The organism is Ruegeria sp. AP7 (assembly GCF_056539905.1).
The window spans coordinates 90,196-111,235 of record NZ_JBQFVT010000014.1 but is presented as its reverse complement, the minus strand read 5'-3'; the positions used below and the strand labels follow the sequence as shown (position 1 = coordinate 111,235).

At 55.9% G+C, this 21,040-nt stretch carries 23 protein-coding genes, 1 tRNA gene and 1 pseudogene; 12 read left to right on the top strand and 13 right to left on the bottom strand.

From position 1 onward, the window contains the following. Positions 1–41: 41 nt before the first annotated feature. Positions 42–248 (bottom strand): annotated as a pseudogene (locus ACR0KN_RS19505) (IS6 family transposase); the annotation flags it as partial. On the opposite strand from ACR0KN_RS19505, the gene ACR0KN_RS19500 reads away from it, so the two are divergent. Continuing rightward, the gene (locus ACR0KN_RS19500; RefSeq protein ID WP_480655880.1) at positions 247–1,266 is read left to right on the top strand and encodes a recombinase family protein; all 1,020 of its coding nucleotides are present in this window, start codon (positions 247–249) and stop codon (positions 1,264–1,266) included. The pseudogene ACR0KN_RS19505 and the gene ACR0KN_RS19500 sit on opposite strands and share 2 nt — an antisense overlap. A 375-nt stretch (positions 1,267–1,641) precedes the next feature. Here the strand turns inward: ACR0KN_RS19500 and ACR0KN_RS19495 are convergent. Next, positions 1,642–1,731, bottom strand: a tRNA-Ser gene (locus tag ACR0KN_RS19495). A gap of 204 nt (positions 1,732–1,935) precedes the next feature. Between ACR0KN_RS19495 and ACR0KN_RS19490 the strand changes: the two genes are divergently transcribed. From ACR0KN_RS19490 to ACR0KN_RS19455, 8 genes are all read left to right on the top strand, one after another. Continuing rightward, a complete protein-coding gene (locus tag ACR0KN_RS19490; RefSeq protein ID WP_480655878.1) occupies positions 1,936–3,237 on the top strand; it encodes an SPOR domain-containing protein in 1,302 nt (433 codons plus the stop codon). A gap of 19 nt (positions 3,238–3,256) precedes the next feature. Next, on the top strand, positions 3,257–4,423 hold the full coding sequence (locus ACR0KN_RS19485) for a D-alanyl-D-alanine carboxypeptidase family protein (protein ID WP_480608949.1): 1,167 nt from the start codon (positions 3,257–3,259) through the stop codon (positions 4,421–4,423). After that, positions 4,420–5,046: a dTMP kinase gene (gene tmk, locus ACR0KN_RS19480; protein WP_010442736.1), complete on the top strand. Its 627-nt coding sequence runs from the start codon at positions 4,420–4,422 to the stop codon at positions 5,044–5,046. The genes ACR0KN_RS19485 and tmk overlap by 4 nt, the downstream gene beginning before the upstream one ends. A gap of 7 nt (positions 5,047–5,053) precedes the next feature. Then, complete coding sequence (locus ACR0KN_RS19475; RefSeq protein WP_480655876.1) at positions 5,054–6,175, top strand: DNA polymerase III subunit delta'; 1,122 nt, start codon at positions 5,054–5,056, stop codon at positions 6,173–6,175. Further along, on the top strand, positions 6,172–6,978 hold the full coding sequence (locus ACR0KN_RS19470; RefSeq protein ID WP_480655874.1) for a TatD family hydrolase: 807 nt from the start codon (positions 6,172–6,174) through the stop codon (positions 6,976–6,978). The genes ACR0KN_RS19475 and ACR0KN_RS19470 overlap by 4 nt, the downstream gene beginning before the upstream one ends. Next, positions 6,975–7,772: an MBL fold metallo-hydrolase gene (locus ACR0KN_RS19465; RefSeq protein ID WP_480655872.1), complete on the top strand. Its 798-nt coding sequence runs from the start codon at positions 6,975–6,977 to the stop codon at positions 7,770–7,772. The genes ACR0KN_RS19470 and ACR0KN_RS19465 overlap by 4 nt, the downstream gene beginning before the upstream one ends. Positions 7,773–7,816: 44 nt before the next feature. Continuing rightward, positions 7,817–8,749, top strand: coding sequence for an AEC family transporter (locus ACR0KN_RS19460; protein ID WP_480655870.1), 933 nt, complete (start codon positions 7,817–7,819; stop codon positions 8,747–8,749). A gap of 72 nt (positions 8,750–8,821) precedes the next feature. Further along, the gene (locus tag ACR0KN_RS19455) at positions 8,822–9,508 is read left to right on the top strand and encodes a CbiX/SirB N-terminal domain-containing protein (RefSeq protein ID WP_480655868.1); all 687 of its coding nucleotides are present in this window, start codon (positions 8,822–8,824) and stop codon (positions 9,506–9,508) included. A gap of 14 nt (positions 9,509–9,522) precedes the next feature. Here the strand turns inward: ACR0KN_RS19455 and ACR0KN_RS19450 are convergent, their stop codons facing one another. The 5 genes from ACR0KN_RS19450 to ACR0KN_RS19430 form a co-directional block, all read right to left on the bottom strand. After that, complete coding sequence (locus tag ACR0KN_RS19450) at positions 9,523–10,518, bottom strand: diguanylate cyclase domain-containing protein (RefSeq protein WP_480655866.1); 996 nt, start codon at positions 10,516–10,518, stop codon at positions 9,523–9,525. After that, positions 10,515–11,102, bottom strand: a complete 588-nt coding sequence (locus tag ACR0KN_RS19445; protein ID WP_170775727.1) for a heme NO-binding domain-containing protein — start codon at positions 11,100–11,102, stop codon at positions 10,515–10,517. The genes ACR0KN_RS19450 and ACR0KN_RS19445 overlap by 4 nt, the downstream gene beginning before the upstream one ends. Positions 11,103–11,224: 122 nt before the next feature. Beyond that, entirely contained in the window at positions 11,225–12,784 is a 1,560-nt protein-coding gene (locus tag ACR0KN_RS19440) for a trimethylamine methyltransferase family protein (protein WP_480655864.1), read from the bottom strand. A gap of 120 nt (positions 12,785–12,904) precedes the next feature. Next, on the bottom strand, positions 12,905–13,597 hold the full coding sequence (locus ACR0KN_RS19435; protein ID WP_480655862.1) for an HAD family hydrolase: 693 nt from the start codon (positions 13,595–13,597) through the stop codon (positions 12,905–12,907). A gap of 19 nt (positions 13,598–13,616) precedes the next feature. Further along, positions 13,617–13,901 (bottom strand): DUF3572 domain-containing protein, encoded by a 285-nt coding sequence (locus ACR0KN_RS19430; protein ID WP_010442746.1) that lies wholly within the window; start codon positions 13,899–13,901, stop codon positions 13,617–13,619. 89 nt (positions 13,902–13,990) lie between these two features. Between ACR0KN_RS19430 and ACR0KN_RS19425 the strand changes: the two genes are divergently transcribed. After that, a complete protein-coding gene (locus tag ACR0KN_RS19425) occupies positions 13,991–15,391 on the top strand; it encodes a diguanylate cyclase (protein WP_480655860.1) in 1,401 nt (466 codons plus the stop codon). 4 nt (positions 15,392–15,395) lie between these two features. On the opposite strand, the gene ACR0KN_RS19420 is transcribed toward ACR0KN_RS19425, so the two are convergent. Genes ACR0KN_RS19420 through ACR0KN_RS19405 form a run of 4 tightly spaced genes read right to left on the bottom strand, consistent with a single transcriptional unit; the run spans position 15,396 to position 17,279 of the window. Beyond that, entirely contained in the window at positions 15,396–15,869 is a 474-nt protein-coding gene (locus ACR0KN_RS19420; RefSeq protein WP_480655858.1) for a periplasmic heavy metal sensor, read from the bottom strand. Further along, on the bottom strand, positions 15,866–16,210 hold the full coding sequence (locus ACR0KN_RS19415; protein ID WP_480655856.1) for a hypothetical protein: 345 nt from the start codon (positions 16,208–16,210) through the stop codon (positions 15,866–15,868). The genes ACR0KN_RS19420 and ACR0KN_RS19415 overlap by 4 nt, the downstream gene beginning before the upstream one ends. Beyond that, a complete protein-coding gene (locus tag ACR0KN_RS19410; protein WP_480655854.1) occupies positions 16,203–16,817 on the bottom strand; it encodes an RNA polymerase sigma factor in 615 nt (204 codons plus the stop codon). Before ACR0KN_RS19410 ends, ACR0KN_RS19415 begins: the two co-directional genes overlap by 8 nt. A 6-nt stretch (positions 16,818–16,823) precedes the next feature. Further along, the gene (locus ACR0KN_RS19405; protein WP_480655852.1) at positions 16,824–17,279 is read right to left on the bottom strand and encodes an EF-hand domain-containing protein; all 456 of its coding nucleotides are present in this window, start codon (positions 17,277–17,279) and stop codon (positions 16,824–16,826) included. 221 nt (positions 17,280–17,500) lie between these two features. Between ACR0KN_RS19405 and ACR0KN_RS19400 the strand changes: the two genes are divergently transcribed. Together ACR0KN_RS19400 and ACR0KN_RS19395 are read left to right on the top strand one after the other, a co-directional pair. Then, positions 17,501–17,899: a DUF983 domain-containing protein gene (locus ACR0KN_RS19400; RefSeq protein ID WP_480655850.1), complete on the top strand. Its 399-nt coding sequence runs from the start codon at positions 17,501–17,503 to the stop codon at positions 17,897–17,899. Further along, on the top strand, positions 17,896–18,597 hold the full coding sequence (locus tag ACR0KN_RS19395; protein WP_170476514.1) for an NUDIX hydrolase: 702 nt from the start codon (positions 17,896–17,898) through the stop codon (positions 18,595–18,597). Before ACR0KN_RS19400 ends, ACR0KN_RS19395 begins: the two co-directional genes overlap by 4 nt. Here the strand turns inward: ACR0KN_RS19395 and ACR0KN_RS19390 are convergent. Together ACR0KN_RS19390 and ACR0KN_RS19385 are read right to left on the bottom strand one after the other, a co-directional pair. Then, positions 18,594–20,261, bottom strand: a complete 1,668-nt coding sequence (locus tag ACR0KN_RS19390; RefSeq protein WP_480655848.1) for a ribonuclease J — start codon at positions 20,259–20,261, stop codon at positions 18,594–18,596. The two genes, ACR0KN_RS19395 and ACR0KN_RS19390, sit on opposite strands and share 4 nt — an antisense overlap. Beyond that, positions 20,258–21,037 carry a type III pantothenate kinase gene (locus ACR0KN_RS19385; protein ID WP_010442755.1) on the bottom strand — a complete coding sequence of 260 codons (780 nt, stop codon included), beginning with the start codon at positions 21,035–21,037 and terminating at the stop codon, positions 20,258–20,260. The genes ACR0KN_RS19390 and ACR0KN_RS19385 overlap by 4 nt, the downstream gene beginning before the upstream one ends. Between the last annotated feature and the right edge of the window lie 3 nt (positions 21,038–21,040).

Below are 21,040 nucleotides of genomic sequence, written 5' to 3'. Positions count from 1 at the left end.
ACTTACCACTTCCGTTTGGAGAATACGCGCAGCTGCTGAACACGCTTTCTTCGGATCTCAGCAGCAAACATTGGGCCAAACCTGTTCCACCAATACCGGACAGTTTCGTGGCTCACGTCGATGCCTCGCTCGTGCAACAAGTCTTCGACATTTCGAAGCGAGAGCGGGAAACGGATGTACAGCATCACTGCAAGGCGGATGATCTCGGGGCTGGTTTTGAAGTACTTGAAGGAGGCAGGTCTGGTCATGGACAAAAGCTACGCAACCACCCTGCCCGCCTCAAGCCAAGTTCTTCTGACAAGACACTATTACCTGCTGCGCAACCCGGTCTATCTCGGAAAAATTCGCCACAAGGATAAGATCTGGGACGGACAACATACGGCGATCATCGACCAGGACATCTGGGACCGGGTGCAGGAAAAAATGCGCCAAGCGTCGCAGCGATCCCGTGCAGACCCTTCACCCGATACGCGCCAATGTTCCAATGACCCCGGCGCCTGGCTCACAGGTCTACTGCGGGACGAAACTGGTGATCGGTTGACGCCGACCCACACCACCCGCAAAGGCCGACGGTTGCGCTATTACGTCTCCAATCGACTGATCTCGGGCGGCAAGGATACGTCCGGCTGGCGACTGCCCGGCCCTGCGCTGGAAAACGCGGTCATTGATGTCATCGTCAGACATCTGCAAGACGCCGCAATCACGCATCGAGTTCTGGCGCAGCCGGAGGCCGGATCAGCCGAGGTGGTCCAGGCCTCAATTGCGGATCTGGTAAGCCGGCTTCGAGCCCAAGGCGGGCAAGTCAGCGCTGATATTCTGGCCACCGGCAGAATTGCACGAGGACAAATTGACCTCGAATTGAACCCCAAAACCCTGGCAAGCACGCTTGGCATCTCTGCCGATCATCTACACCCGGATCTCACGCACATCACCGCATCCTTCGATCTGCGCCGCCGCGGCGTCGAGGCCAAGGCCATCGCCGGAGACATGGCACCCCAACCCGATCCCCACCTCCGGTCCATGCTGATCCGCGCCGATGGCTGGGCGCGCGATCTGAAAGCCGGGGTTCAACTGATGGAAATCGCACGCCGCGAAAGCGTCCCCGGCGCCTTCATCCGCACCCGTGCTCAGCTCGCCTTTCTCTCCCCGAAGATTCAGGCAGCGATTCTCGACGGGACCCAGCCGCCCGAACTCACACTCAAGCGTCTGGTCAGCGTGACCCACCCACTTGATTGGTCCGAACAGGAACGCCTGTTCGGCTTCTGACATCTCCAGATCCTACGTCCCTGATACGGGGTTCGCCCTCCCTGATCCGTCGGCACAATTCCCTGTTCCAATGAGAGAATTCCCTGTTCCACGTTTTAGGGAATTTGCAGGATAAACCTCTGTAAAATACTTAGTTCTGACCCGAGAAATGACGGAACTTAGACCCTTTTCGCGAAATTTCCCTGTAAATTGCCGGGTATCAGGGAAATTCGCCCCAAAGCGACCCCGCCAAAATGCGCCACTGAGACTGCGGCCGGAATTGCGCTCTGAGTGTACGATCTACTCCGTCTCTGATTGAAAGCGCATGCGCCAACTCGCGGGAATTGCGGCACAATTCCGGGTCAGAAAACACAACTGAAGTGAGACGGGTATGAGTGGCGGGGAGACAGGGATTCGAACCCTGGGAACGCTCTCACGTTCAACGGTTTTCAAGACCGCCGCATTCGACCACTCTGCCACCTCCCCGCGTGCCGCAGGGTCTAAGCTGTGTTTCAGGCAGAGGCAAGCCATAAAGCGGGAAATCTTGCCTAAGCTTCAGCAGCAGTCTTTCCTTAGCCCCGTGCCCGCGTTATCATTCGCGGACAAGACCGCTAGAGACTGGCAAGAAGAACCAGCAATCACGCGGTGGGGCGCGGCCAATATGGCCTTGTCAGGCAAGGGATTGAGACAATGGAGCGAGCTACGGGCACACGCTTTGGGCCACAACGGCTGGCAATTCTGGTTGTGGGTATGGCCGCTTTGGCCGGGTGCGAAGAAGGGTTCAGCCTTCAAGAGGCCCCGGAAGAGGAAGTTGCGACCGAAGAGGCGGACAATACCAATAGGTTCGAGTTGTTCCCAGACGCAGCACCTGCGAACCAGCGTGATGTTGAGGCACCCGATGTATTTCAGGTGACCGAAGCCGGACTTTGGGATGGACGCCCCTCTCTGGGTGGAATTTGGGTGGCACACCCTGATGTTACTCAACCCGAGCGGGTGCGGATCAAGAACACAGCCAACAACAAGACAGTTACAGGCGCATTGTTCCGTCGCGAGCGGGCTTTACCTGGACCTGCGCTACAGGTCTCTTCCTCGGCCGCAGAACAGCTTGGTATGCTGGCGGGGGCCCCAACCAAGGTTCAAGTCGTAGCACTGCGCCGCGAGGCGATTGAGGTGCCCCCTGCCCCTGAAGAGACAGAGGCGACCGAGGACGGAGAGGTTGCGGAAGGAACCGAAGCGGCGACGGAAACAGCTGAAGGCGAAGCGGTCGAACAGCCCGTTAAACGTAAGTGGTGGCAGAAAAAACCAACCAATGACACGAATGCTGGTGCTGCAGTCGTTGCTGGGGCAGCCGCTGGCGCCGTCGTCGCATCTTCGGACGATGAGTCGGCCCCCGCCGAAGTGCAAAGCACCGAGGTTGCCGATGCAGATCCACAAGCGACTGAGCAACCAGTCAAACGCAAATGGTGGCAGAAAAAACCAACGGATGAAGCCAACGCTGCGGCAGCAGGAGCAGCTGCTGCCGCCGTCACAGAGGCTGATGCCGCCCCGACCGAGGTGCAGTCGGCGGCATTGTCAGACCCAGAGATAACACCGCCAACTGAGAAGCCCGCTAAGCGCAAGTGGTGGCAAAAGAAAAACCCTAACGAGATCACCGAAACGCCATTGGACCCGATCGCAGGTGCTGCGGCAGCAATTGAAGCATCCGAACCGACCGCTGCAACGGCACCGGTGGCAGCAAGCACTGCAACGGCAGGAGGCTTATCCAAGCCGTATGTTCAGGCTGGAACTTTTGGCGTTGAATCCAATGCCAAGAGCGCAGCGGAAAAGATACGTCGGAATGGGATGAATGCTGACGTGTTTGAACTGAAAGGTGAAGACAAATCAGTTTGGCGCGTTCTGGTTGGACCTGTTGCAACACGCAGCGAACGCCGGGCATTATTGAATGACGTCAAAGACCTTGGGTTTACTGATGCCTTCACGTCCAAGAACTGACTGAACTAGGAGGCGAATGATGCTTTCCGCTTTACGATCAACCTCTCTTGCCATTGGGCTGGCACTAACTGCGCTGCCGGCCCATGCGTTCGACACCACCGCGCGCGCTGCTTATGTGATCGATCAGAAAACCGGCACCGTGCTGTTGTCGAAAGACGCTGATCAGCCTCTGCCCCCGGCTTCTATGTCGAAACTCATGACGCTTTATGTTGCGTTTGAAGCGCTGCGCGATGGTCGCCTTACGCTGGACGAAACTCTGCCCGTATCTGAACACGCCATGAGCTATGGTGGCTCGACCATGTTCCTGAACACGCAGGACCGTGTGCGGGTCGAAGACCTTCTACGCGGGATCATTGTGCTATCTGGAAACGACGCCTGCGTCGTGATTGCCGAGGCATTGAGCCCCGACGGGACCGAAGCCGGGTTTGCCCGCTTTATGACCCAGCGCGGGCAACAGATGGGTATGAACAACTCGAACTTTGCCAATTCTAATGGCTGGCCTGCTGCGGGGCACATGATGTCTGTGCATGATCTGGCAGTTTTGGCCGATCGATTGATCACTGATTTCCCTGAATACTATCCCCTCTTTGCGGAAGAGGTTTTCGAATTCGACGGTCGTGCCCCGTCGAACGCACGCAACCGTAATCCTCTACTGAAACTGGATATCGGGGCCGACGGTCTCAAGACCGGTCACACGCAAGAAGCAGGATATGGTCTGGTTGGTTCGGCCAAACAAGGGGATCGCCGGGTTGTCTTTGTGCTCTCCGGGCTCGACAGCGTCGGCAAACGGGCAGAGGAGGCTGAGGCCGTGGTTAACTGGTCGTTTCGAAATTTTGTCGAGAGGACAGTTGCCAAATCGGAAGAACCGGTAGCGCAGGCCAAGCTTTGGATGGGTGCGGAAAAAACTGTGGGTTTGGTGCCCGAAGGTGATCTGACCCTGCTGTTTCCAGTCCTGGGCAACAAGGACATTCAGGCCGAAGTCGTCTACGAAGGCCCGATCAATGCGCCGGTCAGCAAAGGCCAACAGCTGGCTGAGTTGGTGATCAAACCCGAAGGCCTGCCGGAAATCCGCCGCCCGTTGGTGGCAGACAGGGATGTACCCCTCGGCGGGTTTGTCGTCCGCATGATGACAGTGGGCGGCATCGTTCTAAAAGACGTGATCAACAATCCGCTGGAGCAAATGTGACGGCGCGCGGCACGTTTCTTACCTTCGAAGGCATTGACGGATCAGGCAAGTCTACACAGGCCCGTCTGCTGGCCGATCACCTGCGACGTGAAGGCCGCGATGTCATTCTGACTCGGGAACCGGGTGGGTCTGCCGGCGCCGAAGAAATTCGCAATCTGGTTTTACAGGGCGACCCGGATCGTTGGTCGGCCGAAACGGAAATTCTGCTATTCACTGCAGCCCGGCGTGACCATCTGGAACGCACAATCGAACCCGCACTGGCCGCTGGAAAAGTGGTCATCTGCGACCGATTTGCCGACAGCACTCGCATGTATCAGGGGATGTCGCGTGGCGATCTTCGCAGCCTCGTGGATCAGCTGCACAATTTGATGATCGGGCGCGAGCCTGACCTGACACTACTGATCGATATGGATCCGGAAACCGGTCTATCACGCGCTAAGGGTCGGCAAGGTGCCGAAGAACGGTTCGAAGATTTCGGTGTCGATCTTCAACTGCAGATGCGTGCAGGTTTTCTCGCTCTGGCGGACGAATTCCAGGATCGTTTTCGAGTGGTGAACGGCAATAGGGACATGGACAGCGTCGCGCAGGATGTGACAGACATTGTTATGACTTCTCTGCGATAGACCAGACATGAGCGACGACACCCCAACTCCGGATCAGGCCCCTGGCGCACCACATCCGCGAGAAACCACCCGGCTTATCGGGCAGGACGCAGCACAACAGGCCTTTCTGACCGCGTACAATTCGGATCGATTGCACCATGGTTGGTTGCTGACCGGTCCTCGTGGAGTGGGCAAAGCAACACTAGCATGGCGGATCGCGCAGTTCTTGCTGGCCACGCCGCCATCTGATGATGGCGGGCTGTTCGGCGCTCCACCTCCGCCTGACACTCTGGACATCGACCCGGAACACCCGGTCGCCCATCGCATTCTTGCCGGGGCCGAACCCGGCCTTGCCGCAATTACCCGCTCTGTCAACGATCAGGGACGGCTGCGCAATGAAATCGTTGTTGATGACGTCCGCAAACTTGGGCGGTTCTTCGGCTTGTCCTCTGCTGATGGAGGGCGGCGGGTTGTCATCGTGGACTCGGCGGATGAAATGAACGTCAGCGCCGCAAACGCGCTGCTGAAAATGCTCGAAGAGCCCCCCGCGCGCACAACTCTGCTGCTGATTTCGCACCAACCCTCGCGCCTGCTGCCGACCATCCGGTCGCGTTGCCGCACACTGCGGCTATCCCCTCTCTCGCCTGACGACATGCAGGCTGCGCTGTCGCAAACCGATACGGAAATTCCTAGCCAAACTGACCATCTCGCAGCGCTCGCAGCTGGATCAGTGGGCGACGCCGTTCGCTTAATAAACCTCGGCGGGCTGGAACTTTATGCCGAACTGATCGCTATTTTAGGCACCCTGCCCCGGTTTGACCGCCAGCGCGCTCTGAAACTGGCCGAAACGGCTGCGCAGCGGGGGGCGGCCGAACGGTTCGATCTGCTGCTTTCATTGATAGACGTGGTGCTCGCGCGCCTGGCTCTGACAGGTGCGACAGGTGCCGCCCCGAAGCCCGAGGCCGCCCCGAATGAGGCCGAAACTTTATCGCGCCTCTCCAGCTCACCGCAAAAGGCCCGCCAATGGGCCGAAATCGCCGCCCCCATCACGGCGCGTGCGCGGCATGGGCAGGCGGTGAACCTTGACCCTGCCTCGCTTGTCCTAGATACGCTGTTCAAGATACAGGAAACCGCCGGTCACAACAGATGAGCCCCACTCCCGAAATTACCGACAGCCATTGCCATCTGGATTTCCCGGATTTTGACGGTCAGTTGGAAGAAATCGTTTCACGCGCTGCCGACGCTGGCGTGACGCGCATGGTGACCATCTGCACACGGTTGCGTAACGAGCCCACGGTACGCGCCATCGCCGAGGCTCATGACCCTGTCTTTTATGCCGCAGGCACCCACCCGATGAGCGCAGCTGACGAGCCGATGGCAACAGTCGATGAACTGCTCGCATTCGCCAAGCATCCAAAATTCGTGGGCATTGGGGAAAGCGGGCTTGATTATCACTACACGGCTGAGTCGGCGGATGTGCAAAAGCGTTCGCTGCGTATCCATATCGAAGCGGCGCAGCGGACCGGATTACCCCTGATTATCCATGCACGTGCCGCGGATGAGGACATGGCACGTATCTTGGCGGATGAGCATAGAAACGCTCCGTATTCCTGTGTCATGCATTGCTTTTCTTCCTCAGCCGAGCTGGCCCGAGCCGCCCTTGATCTTGGTTTCTATCTGTCCATGTCCGGCATTGCAGCATTCCCCAAAAGTCAGGAGCTGCGTGATATCTTCGCCGCCGCACCCACCGATCGTATCCTGGTTGAAACCGACGCGCCCTATCTGGCGCCGCCGCCCTATCGCGGCAAACGAAACGAACCGGCCTACACCGCGCATACAGCGCGCAAAGGGGCCGAAGTGTTCGGTTTGGAGTACGCCGATTTCGCTGCCCAAACACAGGCCAATTTTGACCGGCTGTTCACCAAAGCCGCTTGCTACAAGGCCGCTGCATGAGCGAGCTGCGCTTTACAATACTTGGCTGCGGTTCGTCCGGAGGTGTACCGCGACTTGGGGGGCATTGGGGCGAATGCGATCCGGAGAACCCCAAAAACATCCGGCGTCGCTGCTCACTGTTAGTCGAACGCGATGGGCCAGAGGGTACGACCTCGGTATTGATCGATACGTCTCCTGATATGCGCAGCCAATTGCTTGGCACCGGAACGGGGCGTTTGGATGGCGTGATTTACACCCATTCCCATGCCGATCACACCAATGGCATCGACGATCTGCGGATGATTGTTTTCAACATGAAGACCCGCGTGCCTGTATGGGCGGACGGCGATACCCAGAACGATCTACTCGGTCGCTTTGGTTATGCGTTTGTTCAACCCGAAGGCTCACCCTATCCGCCCATCCTGGACCTAAAGACAATCAATGGCCCGTTTGAGATTTCCGGCCCCGGCGGCCTGATCCCCTTTCGACCATTCCGTGTGAACCATGGGTCGATTGATGCACTTGGCTTCAAGATGGGAAATCTCGTTTATCTGCCTGATGTTGCGGAACTTTATGATGAGAGCATGGCTGAGCTTTCAGACCTCGACTGCCTTATCATTGATGCCCTACGCCGATCCCCGCATCCAACCCATGCCCATCTAGAGAAGACGCTGGGCTGGATTGAGCAATTGAAACCAAAACGTGCCGTTCTGACCAACATGCATATCGATCTGGATTATGCCACGGTTGATGCGGAAACACCGGATCATATTACACCTGCTTTTGACGGCATGGTGATCCGGCAACCTCTGTAGGGCAAGACGCTGTTCGCGCGCGCGATACCGTCGATGGCAGCGACATGTTCCAAAGCCTGATCGATGTCATCCTGCCGGTGTTTTTGGTCATCGGCGCCGGGTATACGGCAACCCGGTTCGGATATTTCCGCGAAGATCATATCGACGGGTTGATGAAATTCACGCAGGGCTTCGCCATTCCCTGTTTGTTGTTTCTGGCCATCGCCAATCTCGATCTCAACGCAAGCTTCGACCCCAGACTATTAACCAGTTTCTATTCGGCAGCTGGCCTCTGTTTTGTCGCCGGAATGGTAGGCGCTCGCCTCATATTCGGACGCGAGTGGGAGGACTCGATCGCGATTGGCTTTTGCTGCTTGTTCTCAAATTCAGTGCTTTTAGGGCTGCCCATCACGGAACGTGCCTACGGACCGGACAACTTGACGGGAAATTTTGCGATCATCGCCTTCCATTCACCGTTTTGCTATTGCGTTGGTATCACCGTGATGGAGATCTTTCGAAACCGTGGCCATGGTGGGACGCGGATGGTGAAATCCGTATTGTCCGCAATGTTCAAGAATGCGTTGATACTGGGCATCTCACTGGGCTTTGTTGTCAATCTTACCGGGTTTGTAATACCGGGCGTGGTTGATGACGCGTTGAACCTGATCACGCGCGCGGCCCTACCCGGCGCACTATTCGCATTGGGGGGCGTACTGGTGAAGTACCGACCCGAAGGCGATTTGCGCGCCATTATCTTCGTCTGTTGCATCTCGCTGTTGCTACATCCAAGCCTAGTATGGCTATTCGGAACTTCACTGGCGCTACCGCAAGATCTGTTTCGCTCAGGTGTTCTTACCGCTGCGATGGCTCCGGGCTTCAACGCCTATATCTTTGCAAATATGTATGGGCGCGCCAAACGGGTTGCTGCATCTTCAGTTTTGATCGGCACCGCATCATCCATACTGACTGTCTGGCTTTGGTTGACCCTACTTGGATAGCCAGATCAAAAATCCTGCATTGACTCTGCGAACAAGCAGGACATCTTTCGCAGCACCATCTCGGAGCACCGCATGCCACACGCCGTTATCGTCGCACATGGACAACCGTCAAATCCGGCACCCGCCGAGGCGGCGCTGGCGCGCTTTGCCAGGCAAATAGATTCACTGTGTCATCGGGTCTCGGTTCATTCCGCCACTTTGGCTGCACCTGACACGCTTGAGACGTGCCTTGACGAATTGCCCGGCGACATAGCGATCTATCCGTTGTTCATGGCGAAGGGTTGGTTTGTAACCAAGGCTTTACCTAAGCGACTTGGTTCTCGGTCGGTCAAAATTCTGGATCCTCTGGGTATCGATCCGCAGTTGCCATTTTTGGTTAAAAGCGCCCTGCATCAAAAACTTGAAAATCTGGGATGGTCAGCACCTGACACTGATCTGGTAATCGCAGCCCATGGTTCAGGGCGCAGCAATAACCCGGCAACGGTGGCCCATGGGTTTGCAGATACGCTGGGCCAATTGGTCACATTCAAAAGCACCCGAACCGGCTTTGTTGAGCAATCTCCAAGCATTGCCGAGGCAGCATCAGGATGTGGTGAAAAGGCGCTTTGCCTGCCCTTCTTTGCCTGCACCGGAGGCCATGTGCTCGAAGATGTGCCGCAAGAATTGGCCCGCGCAAACTTCGCCGGCCAAGTTATGCCAGTCATTTCTGAGCTACCCCAAGTCGAACAACATATCGCTGCGACATTGGACGCCATTTAGGCAAGCGCATTCTATCAGGATTGTTGTGCATCCGAAAACTCACAGTAGAACTGGTGGCAAGATCGTCCGTTTCGTTTTGCGGCATATAGCGCCAGATCAGCGGCGTGCAGTACATCCTGCGCTTGTGGCTTTTCAAACTGGGTCGACAAAGCAGTACCAACGCTCGCTGATACACTGCAGACCGCTCCCTCGAATTTCATCGGCTGGCAAAGTTGCGCGATCAGGCGTCGGGCAATGCTGTCGAGTTTTTTCCGGTCGGTCATCCCTTTGATAATCAGGACAAACTCGTCCCCGCCGACACGAGCGACCGTATCATCACTCCGCGTTTCATCAAGCATGATCATTGCGGCTTGCTGCAGCACAAAATCCCCTGCGGCATGGCCCAGACGATCGTTGACCGATTTGAAAAAATCCAAATCCAGATGCATTAATGCAAATGACGATTTCGTTGATATCAAATGCCCGAGTATATGGTCCATTGCACGCCGGTTTTTTAGCCCGGTCAGCGTGTCTGTATAGGCCTGCTCCTCAGCCGCCAGCTTTGCACCTTGCAGACGCAGGTTCAATGATCTGGAAGCCTCCATCGCGGCAGATTTAGCTTCGACCAAATACAGCAATTCGATCGCCAAATCGGTGCCTGAGAAATCTGCGCTTGTCAGTGCATAGTCTCGCACCGCATCCAATATTGAAATTCCGAATGACAGGTTAACAACCGATGCACCCTTTCCAGAAAGTGGCGCGATCAGGCCCTTAAAGGCTGTTTGCGGTTGAACTTGGAAACGAAGACGTAACCGCGCGCCTGGCGTCGAAAGCAACGTCGGAAACTCAGTGACAGAACGCGGGCGCTGCAACTCAAAGACGTCAAGAAAACGCCGCCCTGCCATGGGTTGCTCCGGGCGCAGTTTCTGCACTGTGGGGCCCACTTGAACAATTCGCCCCTCATCATTGATAAGAACATACATGGGGCACAAAGTATCGAGAAGGGAACCCAGATCTTCGGTTTCGATCATGATTTCCGCGCCCCAAGCTCAAAATGACGCCCTTCGGCAAAGGCGCTTTCGATCAGTGTAATCGAAATGAGCTCTGACCCATTTCGACGCTCTTCGTTCGAAAGAACAACAAGTGCGCCGTAGTCATCCGCCATAGCCCGCAAAACACCAGTCATAACACTGGAAAATCCCGGCAGTCCGGGAGAGCAATATAGTTGGTACTCCGCTGATGAATGTTCCTGCAATTCAAGGTCCGGCAGCGTGAGATCCGAAACAGCAAGGCGCACTCGATCAGACAAATCATCTAGCGAGTGCAGAAACTCGACATACGTTACGCCCCCGAAACGCAGCAATCGCCTTAGGTCCTCCATATTCGCATGTGATACGAGGTAGGTTCCCAAGTCCTCAAGAAACTCGGATTTTCGACGGTTCAATTCGGTACAAAGCACGTCTAGCACACGATCTGAAACCTCTGCCTCATAGATCAGCATCGCCTCGAATTCGACGAAATCCAATCCTGCGGCTTGGGTCGCCTGCAGCCAGCATTGGCGCCCATAAGTGGCACAAACGAATGATTGGATCGCCCTGTTAATCAGCCCATGCATGAAACAACTCGAATTGGATATCTGCTTCAGGTGACCCCAGAAAACTTAACAAACACCCAATATCCTGGCCGAGATCATGAGAATGTTAGACATTCATGACTAATCTGCGTGGTTCGGTTAGGTCAGAAATCTGTCGGCGCGCCCCCTTCAGCCTTGCGGCGGGCAACAAAGTCTTCAAGCTCTTCGCGGATCGCCTCGTCCAATGCCGGCGCTTCAAAATTGTTAACGATTTCTTTGAACATTCGATGGGCCCGTTCCGCAGTCCAGATACCGCCAGCGACTTCCCAGGCCTCAAAGTTTTTCCAATCGCTCAGAAACGGCTGATAAAACGCCGTGGTATAGCGATCCTGTGTGTGTTGAATGCCAAAGAAATGCCCGTCATTTCCCACTGAACGGATTGCTTCAAGGGCGATCTCGTCCGGTCCTGTTGCTGTCAATTCCGGCTGCATATATCGCTGAATCTGTTGCAGGATTTCGCAATCCATGATGAATTTCTCAGGACTCGCGATCAGACCGCCTTCCAGCCAACCAGCCGCGTGATAGACCATGTTTGTTCCAGATTGAACAGCGGCCCACAGTGAATTTGATGTCTCCCAAATGGCCTGGCCATCTGGCACATTCGCAGCGCACACACCCGAAGAGCGCATCGGCAATCCATAGAACCGCGCCATTTGTCCGGTCATCTGCGTCGAGCGCATGTATTCCGGCGTCCCGAACGCGGGCGCTCCGGACTTCATATCAACATTCGAGGTGAACGTCCCAATCACGCATGGAATGCCGGGCCGGACATATTGGAACAGCGCAATAGCACACAATGCCTCGGCCAGCGATTGGGCGACCGCACCCGCCATCGTCACAGGGGCCATTGCACCTGCCAGAGTAAACGGAGTTACCACAATCGCTTGTCCGCGCCGCGCCAACCTCAGACAACCATCGATCATCGGATGGTCGTGCTTGAGCGGTGACGTCGAGTTGATGTTAGTATACATCCGAGGCGATGCCTCAAACTCTTCGTGACTCAAACCGCCTGCGATGCGGACCATTTCCATCACATCTTCGACACGTTCCTTACCTAGTGAGTAGGCGTGCATCGCCTTGTCAGTCAGCGTGAGCTTGTCATAAAGCACATCAAGATGTCGGACGCTGGCATGGATATCGACAGGTTCAACCGGATAACCTCCGGCAAAATGGATGCAGTTGAAATACTGCGTCAGTTTCAGCAAATCCTGACACATCCGTCGGGTGCCGGGCACTTTTTTACCAATTTCCATATCCCAATAGTTCGGCGGTGAAGAAACATTGCCGAACAACATGGTTTTGCCTCCAACCTCGATCTGACGGTCCAAATTGCGTGGCGTAATTGTGAATGATTTGGGGGCTTTGCGCACCATTTCCATGACAAAGTCCCGCCCCATACGGACGTTATCGCCAGAGATTGTACAGCCAGCTTCGCGCAAAATGCCAAGAGCTTCCTGATTATAGAACTCGATACCGATCTCTTCGAGGATGCGCATAGCTCCTTCGTGGATCGCCTCAATCCCCTCTGGCCCCAACGGTTCTGTTGGCCGGTCTAAGTTCACAGGTGGATTCCACGGCATCTGATCGATGACTTCGCTACCGCGACGGGTGGCTGCACCAGCGCGGCCACCGCTGCGGCGTCTGCGTGTCCTGCTGTCTTCCATAGCTGTCCTCCTGGCGCTCTCTTTCTCAAGAAAGCCCCGAAGATTTAGCTCTGGCCGCTCTATCTGCGACAAGTGGTGTCGGTTTTGTCGTTCAAACCGGCGTTTCAGAACACCAAACAATCAGATTTCTGACAACCAGCCGGGAATATGGCCGATGTCGGGTAAAACTACATCTGCCAAGGGTTCGAGCGTTTCTGTTGTGGCAAGCCCAGTAAGAACACCAATCGTCACCATGCCTGCGGCACGACCCGCTTCAAGATCATGAAGACTGTCACCAACCATGGCGACTCGCGACGGATCAACATCGACATGTTTGGCAAATGCCAAAAGCTGTCCTGGACCGGGTTTGAAGCCATGGCCACTGTCATACCCTGCAACAAAATCGAAGTGGCCCCGAACTCCGACCGATTCGAGATGACGCAGCGCCGGTATCTCGGCGTCATTGGTCGCTACACCCAGTTTAAGCCCGGCCTTTCGCATATTTTCAAGAAAAGGTGCGAGAGGAACAGCAGGCATTTGCTCTGCCGCTGCGGATGAGTCATTGAGAGTTTCGACGATTTGATGCTGAGCGATTCCAGTCAAGTGCGGCGTCAGGGCACGCGCAATTTCATCGACGGTTCCTGCAATAACGATACTGTCAGGGCTATACCTCTCCTCGGCATAATCAAAACCGATGACCTGGCCAAGTTCAGCCGCGCGCTTTGTATCCCCGTCGGATAGGCGTTCAAGTGCGATACGTCCGAACGCACCCCATGTAGACGCAAAGTCAAAAAGCGTGCCGTCCTTGTCGAAGACGAGGGCGTCAATGTTCATAAATTTAGGCTCCTATTGGTCAGGTCCAGTGCATATCAGAAGTGCCGGATAACACAGCGCGGGCGCGGCCCGGTTCTTCGTAGGGCACGGAATGGGCGTCACAAAAGGCGATCACCCAGGAATCGTCAAGCATCAGAAAGTCCAGTACCGATCCCAAAAACTCGCTTTCTCCTGCCCGAGCACGCAAATCCTCTATGGAAGCGCCGGTTGCACCCAGAAAAACTGGGAGCAACTCATCATTTCCAACCAACCAATTCAGCACCCTCAGGGCCAATGTTTCAGCAGAATGGACAGAGATCGGCATTATCTGGCCTCGACGACGCTCTTAGAAAGGGTTTGTTAACCAGACTCATAAACACTTTGGTAGCGCACGCAATCTAACGGTGAACGGCAATGTCTGTACAGGGTACCATACTGGTCCTCGACGGGGTCTCGACCAATCGCATTATGCTTAAGGTCCAGCTCACCGCGGCCTGGTATCATGTTGTACAAGGGGAAAAGCTGGCCGGATTGGGTGCTTTACTAAGGCGCACGCGTCCTGACTTGGTTTTGACCGCCCAAACCTTGCCCGACGGGACCGCCTCGGACGTTAAGAAGTTAATGGCGGTTGATCCCGCTTTGGCTGATGTACCGATTGTTGCCATCACGCCGCAAAATGATAGGACGGCGCGATTAAAGGCCTTATCGGATGGTTTAGACGACGTGCTGGGTTACCCATTTAAGGATACTTTGCTTCTCGCGCGTGTTCGCAGCCTGTTGCGCTCTCGTGCCGATCGGCAGGAACTGCGTCTTGGGGACGGCAACCAATCCATTGGTTTTGGTGAGGCGGCACAGACACCGCTTGCGCCACCTGCGATCGCGCAGATTGCGTTGTTGACCCAAACCCCACGCGCCGGAGCGCTATGGGGTAGTGCGTTGGCACAGCAAACACGATACCGCCTGTCCAATTACACTTTACCCGATCTGCACGGCGTTTTCTCTGAACCTGCTCCTGATGCCATTGTCGTCGAGCTTGCGCCCGGCGGATCAGGAGGGCACATCCTGGCCGATCTAAAATCCCGCAGTGCCACCCGAAACACCGTATTAATCGGCGTTCTGTCAAACGAGGATGCGACCCTCGCCGCCGAGGCTTTGGATAAAGGGGCTGATGCAATTTGTATGGGAGGTTTCCACCCGGACGAAATCTCGCTCCGGCTCGATACCCAGATCGCCCGCAAAACCCGCGACGACAAATTGCGCGCGTCGATACGTAAAGATCTATCCGAATCGCTAACCGATCCCCTGACAGGGTTACACAATCGTCGTTTCGCCATGAGGGCACTTGATCAGATCGCCCACCAGGCCTTGAAAACAGGGCGTGGGTTTGCACTGATGCTGGCGGATTTAGATCACTTCAAGGCGATTAATGATCGCTTTGGTCATGTTGGCGGTGACATCGTTCTGACAGAAACAGCGCGCAGGCTTCAGGCTGCAACAGGAAAGGTCGGCTTTGTCGCACGCATCGGCGGAGAGGAATTCATGATTGGGCTTCCTCATTGCTCGGCGGAGCAGGCGTTAAAACACGCGGACATGATCTGCGAAAGCATTTGCAATAAACCGTTTTGCCTGCCGGACGAATCCATATTGACCTCGATCACGATCAGCGTAGGCGTAAAATGGTGTTCCTCACCTGATCTGAATATTGCAGGTCGCAGAAATGCCGTCGGTCAGTTGATCCGTTCAGCCGACCAGGCTTTGTATGCGGCGAAAAATGCGGGTCGCAATCAGGTGCATATCCGTAGTTCAGCAGCCTGACGAGTTAGTTTCGTTTCTTGTGTTTACCTGGGCCGCGTTTGACGACCTCCTCCAGCCGATCCGCATATTTGACCCGCTCTTCCGCGCTCATTTGCGTGACTTGCGCAAGCCATTGCTGGTGCAGCGCTGTTTGCAGCTCTGCCGTTGCCTGCGCCTGCTTCTCAAGCAAATCTTCAACCGCAGACGGATCAAATGGCACGGCTCGCAAGGCCTGGCTAAGCGCACCAAAATCCTGTTTGCGTCGATGCGATCCTTTGCCCCGCAGATCTGACAATTCACCTTTGAGAGCTTTGCGATCAGATTTGGGCAGGGCATAGTACAATGCTGGGCCAAATCCTGGCGGTATGGCGGCACGATCACTGCCTTTGAAACGCAAGGCTGTACCCAGGACGACTCCTGCAATCAGCAGGTTCAGAGCAAGCGAAGCGATCAGCAGAACAGGCATCCATTTGCGTTTGGGTGCAGGATTATCGCTCATTCCGCGTCCTCCAGATAGTTTTCATCTAAGTTTAGTTCAGCCATCAGATAGGTTGCATCCTGCGAGACAAAATAATCTGCAGGGTCAGGTAGAAAAGCAGGCGCAGAAAACCCGATCCAGATGCCAGCTGCACTTGCGGCCACAAGGCCACTTACCCCATGCCATCCGCCGATGACATTCATCCGGTCCCGCCATGTTCGACGCCGTTTGCGAGCGGATCGAGCCAACCGAACCGCCTCTGCATCGGTTTCAATTCGGACGGCAAGATCGTCCGGGAACACATCCCGAGCGTCGCGCGCTTGCGCAAACAGGTGTTCGAGTTTTTTGTCATGATCAGCCATGTTCGTACCCCAGTTCATCCCGACGCCCCGCAAGTAGTGCGGCCAGTGATCGTTTTCCACGCGCAGTCAGGCTTTCAACCGCCTCAACCGAGATATCCATAATCCCTGCGATTTCAGGATTGGACAACTCTTCGATATGCCGCAGAACCACAGCTTGCCGTTGCCGATCCGGCAACTGATCCAATACCGCCTGCAACGCATCCTTACGCTCGGTATCTTGCATCCGATCAACCACGCTGGCGGATTCGTCTTCTGGCTCGGCAACATTTTCGAGCGCATCAGGCCGATTTCTTCGGCGCATATCCAGGCACAGGTTCAATGTCACACGATAAAGCCAGGTCGAAATCTGCGCCTGTCCCGGCACCCAGTCAGGCGCCATCTTCCAAAGACGCATCATCGCCTCTTGTGTCACATCTTCGGCTTCCGCCTGATTTCCCAACATTCGCAAGGCCACGGAATAGCTGCGCGGTCCAAGCCGCCCGGTCAGCAGACGGGCCGCAGCCGCATTGCCATCAGCAAACCGGCCCAGCAACTCCTCGTCGCTGAGCTCGGGCACGGCAGAAAAACTGCCGTGCGCCTCGTTTGGGTAAGAGGTCAGATCCTCCATCCCGTATCAGTTGTTGTCTGTGTCCGACTTCTGGTGCCGTTTGTGTTTCCGACCCATCCTGTCTTTCGCATCCGCATATTCCTGTTCTGATATCGATCCGTTCCCATCGGCGTCGATACGCTCGAACATCTTGGAGGCACGGCGCGGTTTCGGCAATTCATCTTCGCTGAGGAAACCATCGGAGTTAGCATCGTGCTTCTCAAACATCTTAGAGACACGCTCGCCGGCTTTCGCCTGTGCTGCTGCCTGCATTTCCTCAACGCTCAGCTGCCCGTCTCCGTCCGTGTCCGCGGTCGTGAACTTCTGGTTGCGATGCGCCGCGATCTCGGCCTGCGTTACCTGCCCGTCTCCGTCGGCATCCAGTTCCTGAAACGTCGGACGCGGCCCTTTGGCCAGTGCTGAGCTGCCGGATACTGCAACTGCCGCAAGAACGATGGCGGAGATGAAAGTTTTGGTTTTCATTACAAAGTTCCCTGAATTTAGCGGCACCTTGCCGCTGTTGATACTTCTTAAAACGCAGCCCGGGCAGCTTTCCGTCGCATCGCGCACAACTTTTTTCGTCATGTTTGAAATTCGATCAGTTGCTGATACGCTGTAAGCAATCGCCACAAAGCGACGCACCCCCCTTTTCCGACGGGTTGGAAACGGCCTATATCGCCCGAATAGAAACGCGCGAGATTTAAATGACTGATCAGACTATCGACACTGCGGTCGAGGACGACCGCCCGACCAAACCCGCACTGATCCGTGGGTTTCGTTGCAAATGCCCGAATTGCGGCGAGGGCAAACTGTTGCACAGCTATCTCAAGGTGAATGATAGTTGCTCGGAATGCGGTCAGGAATTGTTTCACCACCGTGCCGATGATGGCCCGGCCTATCTTACCATTTTGATTGTCGGGCACCTTCTGGCGCCTGCGCTGCACATCTCATACGTACACTGGCGGCCTGACCCTTGGGTCATGGCAATTGGCTTCTCGATCGCCTGCGTTGCCCTCTCGCTGTACCTTCTGCCTCGCTTGAAAGGGGCTGTGGTCGCATATCAATGGGCGCGTCGGATGCACGGGTTTGGCAAATCTGCATGAGCGCGGACAAAACCGCCATTCGCAATGCCGCGACCGTCATCGTTCTGCGCGACAGGCTCAGCGATCCCTCGATCCTGATGGGGCAGCGTGGTGCGAAAGCCGCGTTTATGCCAAACAAATTTGTCTTTCCCGGCGGTGCAGTCGACCCTGAAGACGCGCACGTTCCATTGAGCACTCAGTTACCCGATCTCTGCTCCGAACGTCTGTCACAGCGATCCGAACCAGGGTTGCAGAATGCACTGGCGGCTGCCGCGATCCGTGAATTGTGGGAAGAAACCGGATTGATCCTTGGGCAACCGGGCGAATGGCAGGGTGAGGCCTCGAACGACTGGCAGAGCTTTGCCGCTATGGGCTACCAACCTTCCGCAGAAGCGCTGCAATTCGTGTTCCGGGCGGTCACGCCACCCGGTCGCTCACGCCGGTTTGATGCCCGGTTCTTTTTGGTCGATGCAAAAGCGATTCAAGGCGATCTGGATGACTTCACGCATGCTTCGGACGAGTTATCGCATTTGCAGTGGGTCAAAATCAGCCAGGCGCGCGAATTCGATCTGCCTTTCATCACCGAAGTCGTTCTGGCCGAAATCGCCGCGCGCGCTGCAGACCCAAGCCCGCCGGACACAGTGCCTTTTTTCCTCAACAACGAAGAAGCCAGCCTGTTCCTGCAATTGCGCGGCTTTCCAATGCCCTACACGAGCTAACGCATCCGGCTGACGACTACCGTCACCTCGGGTTTTTTGCCGATCTCAGCTTGGGCGGTCTGGCGCGCAATCCGGCGCAACCCCTCTTCCAGCTTGTCGTCATCGCGCAGCGTTTTTGCGCCAGCGCGCATCAGGAACTGGTTCAAATCTTCTTCCAACACCTCGACCAGACCGGCACGGGACGATCCGATCTCGGGCAGTCCCATCGTGTCGCACCATGGCTCGCCCAAAGGTTCGTCTTCTTCGTCCAGAATGACTGTGATTGTGATATGGCCATTCAATGCCATGCGGATACGGTCACGCACAACACCATCCAATGCGCCAATCTTGACCGTACCATCCAGATAGGTCCGGCCCGTCTCGATGTAGTCTACCACTTTCGGAGCATTTCCGGTCAGGTCCAACATGGTGCCATTCACGGCCAAAATTCCGTTCCTGCCACCCGCCTCGGCCAGTTTGGCATGTTCACGCAAATGGCGGTGCTCGCCGTGCATCGGGATGACCATTTGCGGATCAACCAGAGCATGAACCTTTTCCAGATCAGGCCGGTTCGCGTGACCCGAGACGTGATACAGCCCCGAACTGTCATCGACCACATCCACGCCCTTTTCACTGAGCTGGTTCATAATGCGGATCACACCGCGTTCGTTTCCTGGGATAGTCTTGGACGAGAACAGGAACAGATCCCCCTCTTTCACCTCAAGCCCGCGATACTTACCGCGCGCCAGTTGGGCGCTGGCCGCACGACGTTCTCCCTGACTGCCAGTCACAATCAGCATCAGGTTTGCGCGCGGGACATCCAGCGCCTCTTCCGCGCTTATGACTTTCGGGAAGTCGCTGAGAATGCCCGTTTCAGTCGCCGCCTCGATCATCCGGCGCATCGCACGGCCCAGCAATACGACCGAACGCCCAGCCTTCTGGCCAGCCTCGGCAAGCGTTTTCACGCGCGCCACGTTCGATGCAAATGTGGTTGCGATAACCATGCCATTGGCATCCCGCACCAGCTGCGTGATTTCAGGCCCGACCTCGGATTCCGAGCGGCCGGGGTGGGATGAAAAGACGTTAGTACTGTCACACACCAACGCTTTGACACCCGACTTGGCCACCTCGGACCACAAGTCAGGATCAAACGGCTCTCCCACAATTGGGTTGGCATCAAGTTTGAAATCACCTGTGTGCACAACGCGTCCAGTAGGAGTATCGATGACCAGCCCCGCACTTTCCGGGATCGAATGCGATACCGGCAAGAAACCAACTGTGAATGGTCCGGCATTGATCTGTTCGGGCCACGGAGATGCTGTTCGCACCGTCTCGGTCGGATGACCATGCTCCTCCATCTTGCGGCGCGCAATATTCGCCGTGAAGGCACGCGCATAAACAGGGGCACCCAGTGACTCATAGCAATGCGCGACCGCTCCGACGTGGTCCTCATGCGCATGAGTGACAAAGACCGCTTCAAGCTGATCGACACGCTCCTTCAGCCATGTGATATCGGCAAAGATAAGATCAACGCCGGGCGAGGTATCCATGTCCGGGAAAGCAACCCCGAGGTCCACCAGAATCAACCGCTCTTGACCTGGTTTGCCGTAGCCATAGACATAGGCATTCATGCCGATTTCGCCTGCACCGCCCAGCGGCAGATAGATCAGTCGTTCACTGCTCATGTTGAGCCATTTTCCTTGTTATAGCGATGGATCACGGTCAGGCCGTGCATCGTCAGATCATCTTCAAACTCGTCGAACAGGTCAGCGGCTTGCTGAAACAGGGGCGCAAGACCCCCGGTCGAGATTACTTTCATAGGCACCCCCGCCTCGGCTTTAATACGCTCACAGATCTCGCGCACCAGGCCGACATAGCCCCAGAAGACACCGGATTGAATGCACTCTACCGTGTGGGTCCCGATCACCTTTTGCGGCTTCGATATGTCCACATGGGGCAACGCGGCTGCTGCGAGGTGCAGTGCCTCAAGGCTGAGGTTGACGCCAGGCGCGATAACTCCGCCAACATAGGCACCGTCATGAGCGACGACATCAAATGTCGTTGCCGTACCGAAATCCACCACAACCAGATCGCCGCCAAAGCGGTCAAAGGCCCCTGCTGTATTGACCAGACGGTCCGGTCCGACTTGCGTGCCTTCGTCGACACGAGGGTTGGCGGGCAGCAGGCAGTCGGGTTTACCAACGACCAGAGGGCGACATCCGAAGAAACGGTCTGCAAAGACCCGCAGGTTGAAAACAACACGTGGCACCGTCGATGAGATGATTACATCTGTAATGTCCACCTCAATTCCGTAGTGTTTCACCAACGTCGAATACCACGTGAAATACGCATCCGCGGTGCGCGCATGGTGGGTCGAGGTGCGCAGGGTGCACAGAAATTTCTCGCCATCCCAGATCGAGAAAACAGTGTTTGTATTGCCGCAATCAATCGCCAGAAGCATTTG

Coding starts and splice junctions, on each gene's coding strand:
- ACR0KN_RS19500 (WP_480655880.1), top strand. CDS start 247: ATGGACAAAAGCTACGCAACCACCCTGCCCGCCTCAAGCCAAGTTCTT.
- ACR0KN_RS19490 (WP_480655878.1), top strand. CDS start 1,936: ATGGAGCGAGCTACGGGCACACGCTTTGGGCCACAACGGCTGGCAATT.
- ACR0KN_RS19485 (WP_480608949.1), top strand. CDS start 3,257: ATGCTTTCCGCTTTACGATCAACCTCTCTTGCCATTGGGCTGGCACTA.
- ACR0KN_RS19475 (WP_480655876.1), top strand. CDS start 5,054: ATGAGCGACGACACCCCAACTCCGGATCAGGCCCCTGGCGCACCACAT.
- ACR0KN_RS19470 (WP_480655874.1), top strand. CDS start 6,172: ATGAGCCCCACTCCCGAAATTACCGACAGCCATTGCCATCTGGATTTC.
- ACR0KN_RS19465 (WP_480655872.1), top strand. CDS start 6,975: ATGAGCGAGCTGCGCTTTACAATACTTGGCTGCGGTTCGTCCGGAGGT.
- ACR0KN_RS19460 (WP_480655870.1), top strand. CDS start 7,817: ATGTTCCAAAGCCTGATCGATGTCATCCTGCCGGTGTTTTTGGTCATC.
- ACR0KN_RS19455 (WP_480655868.1), top strand. CDS start 8,822: ATGCCACACGCCGTTATCGTCGCACATGGACAACCGTCAAATCCGGCA.
- ACR0KN_RS19450 (WP_480655866.1), bottom strand. CDS start 10,518: ATGATCGAAACCGAAGATCTGGGTTCCCTTCTCGATACTTTGTGCCCC.
- ACR0KN_RS19445 (WP_170775727.1), bottom strand. CDS start 11,102: ATGCATGGGCTGATTAACAGGGCGATCCAATCATTCGTTTGTGCCACT.
- ACR0KN_RS19440 (WP_480655864.1), bottom strand. CDS start 12,784: ATGGAAGACAGCAGGACACGCAGACGCCGCAGCGGTGGCCGCGCTGGT.
- ACR0KN_RS19435 (WP_480655862.1), bottom strand. CDS start 13,597: ATGAACATTGACGCCCTCGTCTTCGACAAGGACGGCACGCTTTTTGAC.
- ACR0KN_RS19430 (WP_010442746.1), bottom strand. CDS start 13,901: ATGCCGATCTCTGTCCATTCTGCTGAAACATTGGCCCTGAGGGTGCTG.
- ACR0KN_RS19425 (WP_480655860.1), top strand. CDS start 13,991: ATGTCTGTACAGGGTACCATACTGGTCCTCGACGGGGTCTCGACCAAT.
- ACR0KN_RS19420 (WP_480655858.1), bottom strand. CDS start 15,869: ATGAGCGATAATCCTGCACCCAAACGCAAATGGATGCCTGTTCTGCTG.
- ACR0KN_RS19415 (WP_480655856.1), bottom strand. CDS start 16,210: ATGGCTGATCATGACAAAAAACTCGAACACCTGTTTGCGCAAGCGCGC.
- ACR0KN_RS19410 (WP_480655854.1), bottom strand. CDS start 16,817: ATGGAGGATCTGACCTCTTACCCAAACGAGGCGCACGGCAGTTTTTCT.
- ACR0KN_RS19405 (WP_480655852.1), bottom strand. CDS start 17,279: ATGAAAACCAAAACTTTCATCTCCGCCATCGTTCTTGCGGCAGTTGCA.
- ACR0KN_RS19400 (WP_480655850.1), top strand. CDS start 17,501: ATGACTGATCAGACTATCGACACTGCGGTCGAGGACGACCGCCCGACC.
- ACR0KN_RS19395 (WP_170476514.1), top strand. CDS start 17,896: ATGAGCGCGGACAAAACCGCCATTCGCAATGCCGCGACCGTCATCGTT.
- ACR0KN_RS19390 (WP_480655848.1), bottom strand. CDS start 20,261: ATGAGCAGTGAACGACTGATCTATCTGCCGCTGGGCGGTGCAGGCGAA.
- ACR0KN_RS19385 (WP_010442755.1), bottom strand. CDS start 21,037: ATGCTTCTGGCGATTGATTGCGGCAATACAAACACTGTTTTCTCGATC.